The 13,954-nt window shown below is 54.9% G+C and carries 15 protein-coding genes and 1 tRNA gene; 6 read left to right on the forward strand and 10 right to left on the reverse strand.

Going from position 1 to position 13,954, the window contains the following annotated elements:
- Position 1 precedes the first annotated feature (1 nt).
- The 6 genes from nusA to coaE form a co-directional block, all read right to left on the reverse strand.
- The gene (gene nusA, locus ACFCTO_RS03935) at positions 2 to 1,153 is read right to left on the reverse strand and encodes a transcription termination factor NusA (protein ID WP_499876425.1); all 1,152 of its coding nucleotides are present in this window, start codon (positions 1,151 to 1,153) and stop codon (positions 2 to 4) included.
- Positions 1,154 to 1,167: 14 nt separating this feature from the next.
- The gene (rimP, locus tag ACFCTO_RS03940; RefSeq protein ID WP_020310100.1) at positions 1,168 to 1,629 is read right to left on the reverse strand and encodes a ribosome maturation factor RimP; all 462 of its coding nucleotides are present in this window, start codon (positions 1,627 to 1,629) and stop codon (positions 1,168 to 1,170) included.
- Positions 1,630 to 1,740: 111 nt separating this feature from the next.
- The gene (locus ACFCTO_RS03945; RefSeq protein WP_292261039.1) at positions 1,741 to 2,355 is read right to left on the reverse strand and encodes a hypothetical protein; all 615 of its coding nucleotides are present in this window, start codon (positions 2,353 to 2,355) and stop codon (positions 1,741 to 1,743) included.
- 89 nt (positions 2,356 to 2,444) lie between these two features.
- A tRNA-Leu gene (locus ACFCTO_RS03950) sits at positions 2,445 to 2,529 on the reverse strand.
- 5 nt (positions 2,530 to 2,534) lie between these two features.
- Positions 2,535 to 3,110 (reverse strand): lytic transglycosylase domain-containing protein, encoded by a 576-nt coding sequence (locus ACFCTO_RS03955; RefSeq protein WP_020310098.1) that lies wholly within the window; start codon positions 3,108 to 3,110, stop codon positions 2,535 to 2,537.
- 10 nt (positions 3,111 to 3,120) lie between these two features.
- Positions 3,121 to 3,729, reverse strand: coding sequence for a dephospho-CoA kinase (gene coaE, locus ACFCTO_RS03960; RefSeq protein ID WP_499876426.1), 609 nt, complete (start codon positions 3,727 to 3,729; stop codon positions 3,121 to 3,123).
- A 155-nt stretch (positions 3,730 to 3,884) separates the two neighbouring features.
- On the opposite strand from coaE, the gene ACFCTO_RS03965 reads away from it, so the two are divergent.
- The 3 genes from ACFCTO_RS03965 (at position 3,885) to ACFCTO_RS03975 (ending at position 7,472) form a co-directional block, all read left to right on the forward strand.
- Positions 3,885 to 4,745: a DMT family transporter gene (locus tag ACFCTO_RS03965; protein WP_499876427.1), complete on the forward strand. Its 861-nt coding sequence runs from the start codon at positions 3,885 to 3,887 to the stop codon at positions 4,743 to 4,745.
- A gap of 118 nt (positions 4,746 to 4,863) precedes the next feature.
- Positions 4,864 to 6,540: a glycosyltransferase family 39 protein gene (locus tag ACFCTO_RS03970; RefSeq protein WP_499876428.1), complete on the forward strand. Its 1,677-nt coding sequence runs from the start codon at positions 4,864 to 4,866 to the stop codon at positions 6,538 to 6,540.
- A complete protein-coding gene (locus ACFCTO_RS03975) occupies positions 6,537 to 7,472 on the forward strand; it encodes a glycosyltransferase family 2 protein (RefSeq protein WP_499876429.1) in 936 nt (311 codons plus the stop codon). The genes ACFCTO_RS03970 and ACFCTO_RS03975 overlap by 4 nt, the downstream gene beginning before the upstream one ends.
- Positions 7,473 to 7,529: 57 nt before the next feature.
- Here ACFCTO_RS03975 and ACFCTO_RS03980 read toward each other — a convergent pair whose 3' ends face one another.
- The gene (locus ACFCTO_RS03980) at positions 7,530 to 8,414 is read right to left on the reverse strand and encodes a LysR family transcriptional regulator (RefSeq protein WP_499876430.1); all 885 of its coding nucleotides are present in this window, start codon (positions 8,412 to 8,414) and stop codon (positions 7,530 to 7,532) included.
- A gap of 125 nt (positions 8,415 to 8,539) precedes the next feature.
- On the opposite strand from ACFCTO_RS03980, the gene ACFCTO_RS03985 reads away from it, so the two are divergent.
- The gene (locus ACFCTO_RS03985; RefSeq protein ID WP_499876431.1) at positions 8,540 to 9,553 is read left to right on the forward strand and encodes a YeiH family protein; all 1,014 of its coding nucleotides are present in this window, start codon (positions 8,540 to 8,542) and stop codon (positions 9,551 to 9,553) included.
- Positions 9,554 to 9,762: 209 nt separating this feature from the next.
- A complete protein-coding gene (locus ACFCTO_RS03990; protein WP_499876432.1) occupies positions 9,763 to 10,878 on the forward strand; it encodes an RNA-guided endonuclease TnpB family protein in 1,116 nt (371 codons plus the stop codon).
- A gap of 151 nt (positions 10,879 to 11,029) precedes the next feature.
- Here ACFCTO_RS03990 and ACFCTO_RS03995 read toward each other — a convergent pair whose 3' ends face one another.
- The 3 genes from ACFCTO_RS03995 to ACFCTO_RS04005 are packed head-to-tail and all read right to left on the reverse strand — an operon-like array spanning position 11,030 to position 12,859.
- Positions 11,030 to 11,218 (reverse strand): hypothetical protein, encoded by a 189-nt coding sequence (locus tag ACFCTO_RS03995; protein WP_481325560.1) that lies wholly within the window; start codon positions 11,216 to 11,218, stop codon positions 11,030 to 11,032.
- Entirely contained in the window at positions 11,211 to 11,582 is a 372-nt protein-coding gene (locus tag ACFCTO_RS04000) for a homocysteine S-methyltransferase family protein (protein ID WP_481325559.1), read from the reverse strand. Before ACFCTO_RS04000 ends, ACFCTO_RS03995 begins: the two co-directional genes overlap by 8 nt.
- Positions 11,579 to 12,859 carry an alanine/glycine:cation symporter family protein gene (locus tag ACFCTO_RS04005; protein WP_499876433.1) on the reverse strand — a complete coding sequence of 427 codons (1,281 nt, stop codon included), beginning with the start codon at positions 12,857 to 12,859 and terminating at the stop codon, positions 11,579 to 11,581. The genes ACFCTO_RS04000 and ACFCTO_RS04005 overlap by 4 nt, the downstream gene beginning before the upstream one ends.
- 327 nt (positions 12,860 to 13,186) lie before the next feature.
- On the opposite strand from ACFCTO_RS04005, the gene ACFCTO_RS04010 reads away from it, so the two are divergent.
- Entirely contained in the window at positions 13,187 to 13,846 is a 660-nt protein-coding gene (locus tag ACFCTO_RS04010; RefSeq protein WP_499876434.1) for a BCCT family transporter, read from the forward strand.
- The last annotated feature ends 108 nt before the right edge of the window (positions 13,847 to 13,954 follow it).

A 13,954-nucleotide genomic window follows, 5' to 3' on the forward strand; every position in this document is an offset into this window, starting at 1 on the left:
CTTATTCTCCTTCCGTATCGGCTGCAACATCGTCAGCTGCCGGCATGGCCAGGTCGCTGAGGATGTCGATGTCATCGGCCGGTTCGCTGTCCTGCGGAACTTCTGCCTGGGCAGCCAGTTCGGCAGCCTGGCTTTCGCTCTTGATGTCGATCTTCCAGTTGGTCAGTTTCGCAGCCAGGCGGGCATTCTGGCCGGCCTTGCCGATGGCCAGGGACAGCTGGTAATCCGGTACGACGACGCTCGACGATTTTTCGTCTTCATCGACCGTGACCGAAATGACCTGAGCCGGGCTGAGGGCGTTGGCGATGTAGACCGCCGGGTCTTCATCCCATTTGACGATGTCGATCTTTTCGTTCTGCAATTCCGAGACGATGTTCTGGACGCGCGAGCCTTTCGGGCCGACGCAGGCACCGACGGAATCGACATTGGCATCGCGGGAATAGACGGCGATCTTAGAACGGCGGCCCGGTTCGCGGGCGACGGATTTCAGTTCGACGACGCCTTCGTAGATTTCCGGTACTTCCAGTTCAAAGAGGCGCTTCAAGAGGCCCGGATGGGTCCGGGATACGAGGATCTGGGCGCCTTTCGTCGTCTTGCGGACTTCGACGACATAGCACTTGATGCGCTGGCCGACGCTGTACGTTTCCGACGGGATCTGTTCCGATGCCGGCAGGATGGCTTCAGCCTTGCCCAGGTCGACGTAGACGTTGCGGTTCTCGATGCGCTGGATGATGCCCGTGATGATGTCGTCCGTGCGGTCCGAGAATTCATCATAGACGATGTTGCGTTCCGCTTCGCGCAGGCGCTGAATCATGACCTGTTTGGCAGCCTGGGCGGCGATGCGGCCGAAATTGTCCGGCGTGACATCGACGTTGACGACGTCGCCGACTTCGTAATTGACATCAATGAGGCGGGCCTTATCGAGAGAGATTTCCGTATGCGGGTCTTCGACTTCGTCGACGACGGTCTTGGCAGCCTTGATGGCATAGTCGCCGGTCGAGCGGTTCAGTTCGACTTCCGCCGTCGGATTGGCATCGGGTTCCTTCTTGTAAGCCGTGATCAGGACGGCTTCCAGGGAGTCACAGATGACATCCGGAGATACGCCTTTCTCTTTGGATAAGTAAGCAATAGCATTGAGCAATTCTTTATTCACGTTAATAACCTCCACTAAAAATCAATATGCAAACGGACTTGCGATATTTCTTTCATGTCAATCTTATCTTCACGGCCATCGACCTGGACGATGAGATGCCCGTCAGCTGTCTTTTCGACGAGATCTGCCGTCAGGTCCTTGACGCCGTCGCGGGCCTTAAAGAAATGGATGTCTACGGACCGGCCGGCGTAGCGGACGAAATCCTTGTCCTTCTTGAGGATGCGGTCCAGTCCCGGCGACGATACTTCTAGGAGATAGTTGTCGCTGATCGGGTCCTTTTCGTCGAGGACCTTGCTCAGCTTCTCGCTGACGGCCTGGCAGTCTTCCAGGTCGACACCACCTTCCTTATCAATGAATACGCGCAGGTACCAGTTCCGTTCGCGCACGTATTCGACGTCGACCAGTTCCAGGTCAGTCCCTTCGATAATCTGTTCTACTTCCTTGGCAATCAAATCTTCAATGTGTTCACGTCTCATCGTATTCACCAGCTTATCTTCAAAATTTCCTACAGGTAAAAGTTAAGAGTGGGCTTTCACCCACTCTTCGCATCTAAACATCTAAATTACTTTTAGTATACCACTGTCTGCTCATTCTGACAACGATTTGTCCCGGTCAGCCGCGATTTCGTCGAGAACGGGCAGGAGGCGTTTCCGCAAGGCTTTCTCCAGCTCCTTCAAAGACGACGTATCGAAGTCGTGGACCAGGTTAGGGAAGTTCTGCACCCGCCGTTCGGCAAAGAAATCGTCGCGCAGGACGTTGTACATCAGGGACAGGCCGCTGCGCGTGGCTGCGTCGTAATAAGCCAGGATCATGTAGGACCCGTTAATGATGCGCACGGCATCGTTGGGCTTGACCAGGCGCCGGAAACCCTGATAACTGTCGGGCAGGAACTCATCCCATGCGACGTCAGGGACGCCCTTGTTCTTGAGGATGACGCTGAAATTGCGGCTCCGTTCGACGTAATCGTCGTGGATGATACGGGCCAGGCGCTCTTCGACCATGGACCGGAAGAGGTCGAAGGAATCGGTGATGAATTCGATGAGGGCGAATTCCAGCATGCCGATATCCGTCCGGATAGAGAATTCTTCCGATTCGGGATTCAAGATAGCCCGCACGGTCCAGCCGTTGACGTGATTCTCATAGGTGAACAAGCGGTACTCGACGGGCTTGCCGTCTTTCTCGATCATGCGATATTCTTCCAATAACTGAAAATCTCCCACTGAAAGTGGGAGAACAGTTGTGATATTCCATTGTTTGAGTGTTTCAATCAATGTAGCATCCATAGTAAAAATGGTGCGGTTGGCGGGAGTTGAACCCGCACGATCGAAGATCACTGCCGCCTGAAGACAGCGCGTCTGCCATTCCGCCACAACCGCATAACTCAGAAATCGTAAAGCTGTTTGTAATGCTTTTCGTTCAGCAAGACTATTCTAACATATTCTCGCGTTTCTGAAAAGGGGATTTTTTCAATTTCTTGAAAATTTTTCGTCCAGCCATATTTCTGGATCCACGAGTCGACATGTCCCCGGCCGGCATTATACGCAGCCAAGGCCAGTACTTGATTCCCGTCGTATTCCTTCAATAAGTAGGCCAGATACCAGGTTCCCAACCTGATGTTCGTACGGACGTCATTGAGTTTTTCAGGCGTGTAGTCGGTCATCCCCATCTCATCGGCAATCCATTGTGCCGTGTCGGGCATGACCTGCATGAGGCCATGGGCACCGGGCTGGGAAGCAGCTCGTTCGTCAAACTTGCTTTCCACTAAGATGACGGACGCCACCAGGGCGGGGTCGACTTTGTCTTCGTAGGCATACTGCCGAACCAGGTAATCGTACTGGAGGGGGTATACGAACTTCCGCATGACATCATCTTTCCAAGAATAAAAGTACGATGCGGACAGACATATCAATAATGCCGCTATGATGATTTTCCCTTTGGTGCTTGCTCTTTTTCTCAACGTCTTCTCCCTACCCTTTGATGCGGTCCATCAAGGCCTGCCATGCGACGAGTACCTGTTTCTGCGTCTCTTCCGGAGAGCCGGTATTGTCGATGATGACCTGTGCCAAAGACCGTTTGTCGTCGATAGGAAGCTGTGCATGAATCCGTGCCAGTGCTTCACTTTCGGAATAGCCGTTCCGCTTCATCAGCCGCGTAAGCTGCGTTACCGGATCGACGTACACCAGCCACGTTTCGTCAACGTACGAATCGTATTTTACCTCATAAAGCAGGGGCATGTCAAGGAAAATGACAGGATTTTTTTTATTTTCTTCGATTTTTTTGATTTCCCCGTCGATGCCGGCATGGATGAGGGGGAATAAAATGGCTTCGAGCTGCGCTTTCTTCGCCTTATCGCCAAAGACGACGCTGCCGATGTAGGCCCGGTCCATGGATCCGTCGGCTAAGAGCGTCTTCGGCCCAAAAGCCGCAGCGACCGCCGCAAGTCCTTCTGAACCGGGTTCGACGACGTCGTGGGCAATGACGTCGCAGTCGACGATACCTGCCCCCAATTCGCACAGCATGGTGACGACAGTGCTTTTGCCGGAGGCAATGCCGCCGGTCAGGCCAATATGTAACATAAGAATCGCTCCTCCTGTAAATCTTTTCTTCCATTATAGCCGTTCCTGGCCTGTCTGTCCATGCCCTGCCGGACGGGCCGCTGCCTTGATTTCTCCTCTCCCGTCCGATAAAATAAGGTTGCTAACCAATTTCTAAAAAAAGAAGGTGTTTTCCTATGATGCGCGCTCTATTTCTATTATATGCCATCTGGGGTTTCAACTGGGTCGTCATGAAGACGGCCAATGCTTATTTCCCGCCCGTCCTGTTCGTGGCCTTCCGCTTCCTCATCGGCGCCGCCGTCATGCTCTCGGTCTGTGCCTGGCACCGTATTCCCGTCCCGGAACGGAAGTACTGGAAGTGGATCGCCGCTACGGGCATCTTGCAGATTGCCGTCAACAATGTCTGCATGCAGATCGGCATGTATTCGCTGACAGCCGGCGTCGTCTCCGTGTTGAACTACACCATGCCCGTGTGGATGGCCATTCTGGCCCAGCTCTTCCTCAAAGAAAGGCTGACGCTCCGGAAAATAGCCGGCATAGCCATCTGCATCGCCGGCCTCTTCGTCCTCATGGACATCCATGACCTGGGCAATATGACAGCCGTCTCCATCGTCCTCGCCGGGGCCGCCGCCTGGGCCGCATCGGGCATCATCCTGAAACGGCACCTCCAGGACAGTCCGCCCCTGCAGTACTCGGCCTGGCAGATGGTCGTCGGCTCGCTCCTGCTCTTCATCGTCGCCCTGATTGTCCCACAGCCTTCCATCCACTGGACAACAACAGCTGCCGCCTGTCTGCTCTATAACGGCATCCTGGCTGCAGCTGTCGGCTTCTTCTTATGGAATTATATTCTCGCCCACATGGAAGCCGGCAAGGCCGGCGTCGCCATCCTGGTCGTCCCCGTCGTCGGCGTCGTCAGCGGTATCCTCGTCCTGGGCGAAGCCTTCACCTGGCATACAGCCCTGGGCATTCTCCTGGTACTGGGCGGCGTCCTGCTCATCGTCAAACCCAGACGGCCGCGCCTGTCCCTGACGCATTAAGGTAAAAATGACATATGTCACAGAAATGTGAAAACACAGGAAATTGTCATTTCTTTTATGATTTATTTATAATCTTCTAGTATACTATATAGTAACGCACATATATAGGAGGTATTTTATGACTGACGCACTTCGCCGCCACCGGCGCTTTCTGATGGGCCTCTTCATCGCCGCTGCGGCCTTTCTCTACCTGGGCCACATCGGGTCGTATCATCTCATCGACCTCGACGAAGGGCGCTATCACCGGGTCGCCATGGAAATGGTCCTGTCCGGTGACTACATCACGCCCCACTTCGATTACATGCCCTATTTCGAGAAGCCTATTTTCCAATACTGGGTCACGGCCCTGTCCATGGAGCTCTTTGGCATCCGTGAATTCACAGGCCGCATTCTGCCGGCCCTGACGGGCCTTGGTAACGTCTTCCTGGCCTTCTGGCTGGCCAAGACCATGTACAACCGGCGCACAGGGCTCCTGGCTGCCGTCATCGTGGCTACGTCGGCACTGCAGCTCATCGTCGCCTCTATCGGCGTCATGGACATGGCCCTGACCTTTTTCATCGATGCCTGCCTGGTCTCGTTCTATGTCTTTGAACGGACGGAAAACAAGAAATACCTGCTCGTCTTCTACGCCGCCATGGGTTTCGGCATGCTCACGAAAGGCCTCATCGCCATCGTCTTCCCCGTCGGCATCCTCTTCTGGTACGCCCTGCTGAGCAAGCGGCCGCGCCTCTTCCTCAAACTCTTCTACCTGCCGGGCATCATCCTCTTCCTGGTCATCGCCGTGCCCTGGTACTACCTGATCTGCCAGAAGAATCCGGACTTCTTCTATTTCTTCTTCATCCGCGAACACTTCCTGCGCTTCGCTACCAAGATGCACGAACGCTTCCATCCCTGGTACTACTTCGTCCCGGTCCTCATCGCCGGCCTCATGCCCTGGACGGGCTTCGTGGCGACGTTCTTCAGCAAGGACGGGATTTTCCGCAAGCCCGGTTCCCTGCGGCATAAGCAGGACCTGCTGCTGCTTGCCCTCTGGGCCGGCCTGATTTACGTCTTCTACAGTATTTCCGACTCGAAACTGCCGACGTACATCCTGCCCTGCTGGCTGCCCTTGTCGGTCCTTCTGGCCGCGTCTATCGAACGGTGCCGTCAGGAAGGGCGCTGGCTCGGCCACAGTTTTCTCATAAATGCCATCCTCTGCCTGCTGTTCACGGCAGCGGGCATCGCCTACCTCATGCACACCGATTTCCTGACCGTCGCCGACTTCCTGACCCACGGCGGCCTGCTCATCGCCTCGCTCTTCGTCGGCACCCTGGCAGCGGCCTGGGTCTGGCATCGCAAGAAGGACTTCCTCTCGGTCCTGGTCATCCTCAGCTGCATGGCCTATGGCTTCGGCCTCGGCGCCCATCAGGTCCAGGGCCAGATTCACGACCATCAGACGGCCTATACAGTCAGCCAGGACATCCGGTCTCTGAACGTCCCGGACAGCACGCCAATCATCATGTATGGCTCGTTCATGCCAGGCTTGGTCTACTACCTGGATCGTCCCATCGCTGCCGGTAACTTCATGGGCGAGCTGGAATTCGGCATCCATCATACGGACCGGACGAACATGTACTACGGCAGCCAGGACCTGTATGACCTCTGGAACAGCGACCAGCCGGCTATCGTCGTCGTCCAGCCGAAATACCGCGACGAAGCCCTGCGCGTTTTGGGAACGGTTCCGGCCCAGCGCCTCGACGTCGAAGACTATACGGTCCTCCTGAACCGGGCCGCCGCCGGAGGTGACAAGCGATGAAGCAAATCGACATCCTTGTCCCCTGTTACAACGAAGAAGCCGTCCTGCCCCAGTTCTACCAGCGGACGTGCGCCGTCATCGACGCCCTGCCGGACTACGCCTTTACCTTCATCTTCGTCAACGACGGCAGCCGCGACCAGACCCTGCCCATCCTGCGCCAGCTCCACGAAAAAGATAAGCGCGTGGCCTACGTATCCCTGTCGCGCAACTTCGGCAAGGAAGCAGCTATGCTGGCCGGCATGGACTACGCCGAAGGCGACGCCCTGGTCATCATGGATGCCGACCTCCAGGACCCGCCGGAACTCCTGCCGGACATGATCGCCTGGTGGGAAAAAAGCTACCACGATGTATCGGCCCGCCGCCGGCGCCGCGAAGGGGAAACGTTCTTCAAGAAGTGGTCGAGCCACGTCTATTACCGCCTGCTCAAGAAATTGTCCCCCGTCCCGGTCCAGGAAGACGTCGGCGACTTCCGCCTCCTCGACAGGCGCTGCGTCAAGGCCCTGCGCAGCCTGCGCGAATGTCAGCGCTACACCAAGGGCCTGTTCAGCTGGATTGGCTTCGAGAAGAAAGAAATCCTCTTCGACCGGCCGCCCCGGGCTGCGGGCAAGACCAAGTGGAACTACTGGAAACTCTTCAACCTGGCCATCGACGGCATTACCAGCTTCACGACGGCGCCTTTGCGCATCGCCGCCTTTACCGGCTGTTTCCTGGCCATCGTCGCCGCCATCTATCTCGTCTTCATCGTCCTGCGCACCCTACTCTTCGGCGAAGACGTCCCAGGCTATCCGTCCCTCATCTCCCTCATCCTCTTCATCGGCGGCGTCCAGTTCACCTTCATGGGCATCCTCGGCGAATACGTCGGCCGCATCTATAACGAAAGCAAAGGCCGCCCGCCCTACATCGTCGGCGAAAGCACGAAGGAAAAGAAATAACTCAATCAAAAATGACCGTTCCGTCGGCAGACAGATGGCGGTCATTTTTTTGTCCCATCACAGCCATTCCTCGCTGTGGCAGCAGATGGATATAAGGTCCTGCATGGGCTGGGTCAGGTATTTGTTTTTGTGGTGTACCAGGCGAAACTGGCGCTTGAATTCGAGCCCCGGCAAGGGGAGTTCGACGAGGCGGCCTGTTTCGATTTCGTTCTGGACCAGGCGGCGGGACAGGACGGATACGCCTAAGTTGGCCATGACGGCTTTCTTGATGGCTTCAGAGTTGTTGTAGACGCCGATGATGCGGCAGGTCAGGTGGTGGTCTTCCAGGACACGCTCGAAGAGGTCCCGCGTGCCGCTTCCCTGTTCGCGGACAAAAACAGGCATACCATCCAGGTCCTGTGGCGTTGTAATGGCCTTACGGCTCCATTCGCTGTCCGGCGAAGCGATGAGTGTCAAATAGTCCGTAATGATGGGACGGGATACGAGGTATGGCGACTGGACCCGCCCTTCGACGAGGGCCAGGTCCAGTTTATCTTCCATCAGGAGCTGTTCCAGTTCCTCCGTATTGTGAATGGCCGACAGGATGTCCCATTCAGGATACGTCCGGCGGCAATGCGTCAGAAGTTCGACCAGGAAGATGTCGCCAATGGTGATGCTGACGCCCAGGCGGATCGGCAGCTGATGCTGCATGGCCGTCATGCTGTCTTCAGCCTGCTGACAGAGCGACAGGATCTGGTAAGCATACTGTTTCAAGTTCTCGCCAGCAGCGGTCAAGTAAATATGACGCCCCAGGCGTTCGAATAACATCAGGCCGTAATGATTTTCCATTTCATGGATGGCCTGAGTGACCGACGGCTGGCTGATATGGAGCTGCCGGGCAGCCTGGGTCATATTCAAGGTTTCGCAGACTGCCAGGAAAATGCGGAAATGGCGCAGCGTCATAAAGTTGTCCCCCTTAATTCATAGGTAAATACTTATGATTTATATTATATCCTAGTATTTTACTTATGAAAAGGGACAGACTATACTAGAGTCATCTCAAATATCAGTATAGGAGTGACATCATCATGCAATTATCCACTATGATCGACTGGCGCCACGCCCTGCTCGGAGTCGTCCTGACCCTGGCCTGTTCCCTGGCCGGCCAATCGCTGGCTTCCCTGCCGGGCTTTTCTCTCATCGGTCACCTGGTCCTGGCTCTGCTGCTGGGCATGGTCATCCAGGTCTGCCGGCCGGTCACGCTGGCAGCCCGGGAAAGTACGGGCTTCATTGCCAATAAATTTCTCCGGGCCGGCATCATCTTCCTGGGTTTCAAGCTGAACCTCATCATCCTGGTCAGCGCCGGTATGAAGAGCCTCATCGCCGCCGTTTTCGTCGTGGCCATCATGATTCCCCTCAATTATGCCGTCGCCCGTGCCCTTCGCGTCGACCACACATTGGCCCTGCTCACGGCCTGTGGCTGCAGCATCTGCGGTGCCGCCGCTGTCATGGGCGTTTCGGGGACACTCAAGGCCAAAGCCGACCAGTCCGTCCTGGCCGTCGCCATCGTAGCCATCCTGGGCACGGTCTTTACGCTCATCGAAGTCTTCGCCCAACCCGTCCTGAACTTTACGGACAGTCAGTTCGGCGTCATGGCCGGCCTCAGCCTCCATGAAATCGCCCACGCCGTCGCCGCTGGCGGCAGTGCCGGCCCCATAGGTACAGACAGCGCCATCATCACCAAATTATCGCGCGTCCTGCTCCTGGCCCCGGTCGCCATCATCCTGGGTATCGGCGAAGCCTGGCACCAGCGCCGCCAATCGGGAGATGCGGACCAGAAACTCAAAGTCCCCATTCCCTGGTTCATGGGCGGCTTCATCGCGGCCAGCGCCATCGGCTCCTATATCCCGGCCATCGGATTCGCCGTCCCCATGCTGGTCAAAGCAGCCTACCTCATCTTGGGCATGGCCATGGCCGCCCTGGGACTGAACGTCAACTTCGCCGTCATCGCCAAAGAAGGCACCCGCCCCATGGGCAGCGCCCTCGTCTGCTCCTTCGTCCTCTTAGGATTGTCCTGGTTCATCGTTCGCACATGGTTTTAGAAGATGCCAAAAGGACCTGTCGCACGTGCGACAGGTCCTTTTCGAGTTTTAACCTGATTCTGCAAGAAGTCTCCCGCCTCTTTAGGCGGTGAGATGAATTGCAGGTTTTTCTGAGAGCTCGATGCCATCAGAAAAACAATGGCTTCACAAGTTGATTTGCAGTATAATCAGTAGTAAGAGTGAAAGGATTTGGAAAGTCAAGGCAGGTGATGATAGTGAATAAGGCATACCGATACAGAATCTATCCGACAACGGAACAGAAATTGATGTTTGACAAGACCTTTGGCTGTGTCCGATTCATCTACAACAAGATACTGAGTGACCGCATTGACTATTATAAGGAAACCGGCCAAAAGCTGAATAACACGCCTGCGCAGTACAAAGAAGAATTCCCTTGGCTAAAGGAAGTAGATAGTTTAGCCCTTGCCAATGCCCAAATGAACCTGAATAAGGCCTACAGCCACTTTTGGAATGACAACAAGCATTTCGGCAAGCCGCGCTTCAAGTCCAAGAAGAATCGTCGTGCTTCGTATTCCACGAACAACCAGAAAGGCTCTGTCCGAATCGAGGGCCATAAGGTGAAACTGCCGAAAATAGGCTGGGTGAAATTATGCCAGCATCGTCCCTTGCCGGAGAACAGTATCATAAAGACCGTAACCATCAGCAAGACGCCATCAGGAAAGTACTATATCAGTATGCTGGTGGAGTATGAAAACCAAATACTCCCTGTCATACCGAAGACATTCCTGGGGCTGGATTTTGCGATGCACGGCTTGTATGTGGCTTCCGATGAGGCGGATGCTAAGTATCCCGATTTCCTGAGAACGGCAGAGAAAAGATTGGCTAAGGCACAGCGAAAGCTATCCCAAAAGCAGAAAGGAAGTCACAATAGAGCAAAACAAAGACTACGCGTAGCTATCCTCCATGAGAAAGTGGCCAATCAACGGCGGGATTTCCTGCACAAGAAGGCTCGCTACCTTGCAGACCGCTATGATGCCATTGGCATTGAGGATATTAGCGTCAAAACGATGGCCAAGCGGAAAAAGGGTGGCAAGTTCAGCTTTGGCAAATCCGTAGCTGACAATGGCTGGAATATGTTCACGAACATGCTAGAGTATAAACTGGCTTGGCAAGGCAAACAGCTTATCAAGATAGACAAGTGGTATCCAAGCAGCCAGCTGTGCCATGTTTGCGGATATCAGAACCACGAAACCAAGGATTTATCTATAAGGGAATGGAATTGCCCTAAATGTGGCAGTCACCATAACCGCGATAAGAACGCTGCCATCAATATTCGAGAAGAAGCCAGGCGGATATCTGCCTGACGTAATCCATAACATACCGTGGGGCGCACGGGAATCTACGCCTGTGGAGAGAGTGTAAGACGCCACAACTCTTTGGAGTCCGTGGCGCTGTTCTCGTTGAAGCAGGAAGCTCCCGCCTCTATAGGCGGGAGTACGTTCACCAAACTACAAACTATCTTTTCCCCGTATAAGTGCGGCGGGCGGCAACGACTTGGCGGATGTGGTCGGCCACGGTCGTGCAGCAGCCGCCGACGGCGACGGCACCGGCCTGCCACAGGAGTTCAGCCCGGCGGCGATGGAAGTCCCGCAGCATATCCGCACTGACGCCGTAATGGCCCTTGTATTCGGATCCATCAGCCAAATAAGCCCCGTATGGGCCGGCACTGGCCAGCCTGCTTCCCTTCGGCGTCCCACCATTCCTGGCGCGCTTCCTGAAAGACCTGGACTGCCCGGGTGATGAGGGCTTCTGCCTGTTCGCGGCTGTACCCCGTTTCCATCAGTCCCGGCAGGGAGGCCTGGTAACTGCAGGTAATGCCCGCATCGGCACCGGCCCGGAAATACTGGATGTGGACTTCCTTGACCAGTTCCGGCCGATCGGCCAGGACGCGGGCCGTCCACAGTTTGTTGTTCAAATCGGCCCCGAGATTTTCCAGGGCCGTCCCCATGGAGCCGTCGAGGACCAGAACGCCTTCGCGGTCCAAAATCTGTTTCAATGTATTTTTCATTTTCTTTCTCCTTTCACAGGCACCGTCCCATAAGCGACGACAGGCGGATTTTCTCCCCGTTCCTGCGCCGGCAGGAAACGGAACCAGAAATCATTGAACAAGCGGAAGATTTCTTTCCGCTGCGTGACGATGAACAAAATCGTGATCATGACGTAAATAGCCGACAAAATATCGGTCATGGCCCACAGGGCATCGGCTTTGGCATTGTAGAGGACGACACAGGGAATCATGTAATAGATCATGTAGACCTTAGTCGCCCTGCGGTTGCGCCGGGTATCGCCAAAAGCGTAGTTGACCGATTTTTCGCAGCTGTAATACATCCCGATGATCGTCGTCCAGGCAAAGACCGTAATGGCGACGGCCATGAACCAGGCGCCCCAGTCGCCAAAGGAAATGCGGAAGGCGACGGTCGTCAGACTGGCACTGTCGACACGGGGATAATCGATGTAGGAATTGGTCAGGAGCAGCGACAAGGCCGTCACCGAGCAGACGACGATCGTGTCGAGGAACACTTCGCCCCAGCCCCAGGAAGCCTGGCGGACAGGATGATCCGTCCGGGCCGTCGCATGGGCGATGATGCCATAGCCCGTGCCGGCGTCGTTGGAATAGAGGCCGCGGGCAATACCATAGCGCATGGCATCCTTGACCGTCGCCCCGGCAAAGCCGCCGACACCGGCCATGGGCGTAAAGGCGCTGCGGACAATCAACTCCAGCGTTGCCGGCACCTGCGGCAGATGCTGGACGAGGATGGCCAGGCCACCGAGAATGTAGAGCAGGGCCATGATGGGCACGACCCGTTCCATGACGGCCGAAATGCGCCGCAAGCCGCCGAAGATGGTGACGAAACAGGTGAGGCCCAGAAAAGCGGCCGACCAGAGCGGGTCGATGCCAAAGGCTTCCCTCAGGGCGCCGACGACGGATTCCGTCTGAACGCTGCACGTCCAGGGGCCTAAGGTAAAACAGGCAATAGCCAGCAGGAAAGCCCCTTTCCGCCAGCCCAGGGCGTTTCGCATGACAAAGGACAGGTCACACATGTATTCGTCCATGGACTCAGAGTACTTGACGCGGAAGCGCTGGCCCAAAATGATTTCGCAGGCTTTCGTCGACATGCCCAGGCAGCCTGAAACCCACATCCAGAAAACGGCGCCGGGACCGCCGGAAACGATAGCCGTCGCCACGCCGCCGATATTGCCGACGCCGATTGTATTGGCCATGGCCGTACAAGCAGCGGCGAACCCTGAGACCGACCCCTGGCCGCTGCCCTGGCGCTGGAACATCTTGCCAAAGGTATTGCGGAAATGAAATCCGATGTGCCGGAAATTATAGTAGAAATGAAAACGGAATGCTCAAATATAAGCCCATACTGACCAGCACGACAATCATCGGCGTCCCCCACAAAACATCGGAGACCGCCATCAATCCATTCAAAATCATAGTTTTCCCCCAATCAATACATAGTCTGTGACTTACTAAGAATGGCATAAGCCATGAAAAAAGTCAATGATTCCTTCCATTTGTCACGTACTTTTCGATATGATACAATTTATATAGTATACTTAATTTGTTCATATCTTTCATTTTTATTTTGGAAAGGTGGTTTTTCTTTGAAAATTCCAAAAAACAACTTGCAGGCAAGTATTGTCCTGCCCAGTATCTTATTCATTGGAATCGTCGTCATAAGCTGTATCTTCTTTCCCGATCGGACAGATGCAGTTTTAAGCAGTGTAAAAGAATATATATTCAGTTCATTCAGCTGGGTATACATTCTTTGTGTCGCCTTCTTTTTCCTCTTCCTGGTCATCTTATGTCAGGGAAAGCTCGGTGACATCCGCTTGGGAAACGAAGATGAAAAACCAGAATTTTCCTTTTTTTCCTGGTTGTGCATGCTGTTTTCAGCCGGTATGGGCATTGGCCTGATGTTCTTTGGCGTAGCCGAACCGATTTCCCACTTATCGGCCCCCTTACACGGGTCGGCTTCATCGCTGGTCCAAACAAAGGAAGCCATGCTGAACACCTTGTTCCATTGGGGGATCCATGCCTGGGCGATTTACGGTATCATCGGCCTGGCCCTGGCCTATTTCGGATTCCGCTATCAGCTTCCCGTAACCCTGCGTTCCGGTTTTTATCCCCTCCTGAAGCATAGGCTGAACGGTTTCTGGGGCAACCTGATTGATATCGTCGCCCTCTGTGCGACGATTTTCGGTCTGACGACGACGCTGGGCTTCGGAGCCATGCAGCTCAACGCCGGCCTGAGTGCTGTCTGATGTGACCCCAAAAAGTTAGACCTTGGTAACGAGACTGTTTTTACTGTCTCGTTACTTTTTTATGCTGTCTGTCGGAAAATTCTGTATTGGACAGGACTTTTCCAACCT

It is taken from the genome of Megasphaera indica (assembly GCF_046614755.1).
GTDB lineage: Bacteria > Bacillota > Negativicutes > Veillonellales > Megasphaeraceae > Megasphaera > Megasphaera intestinihominis.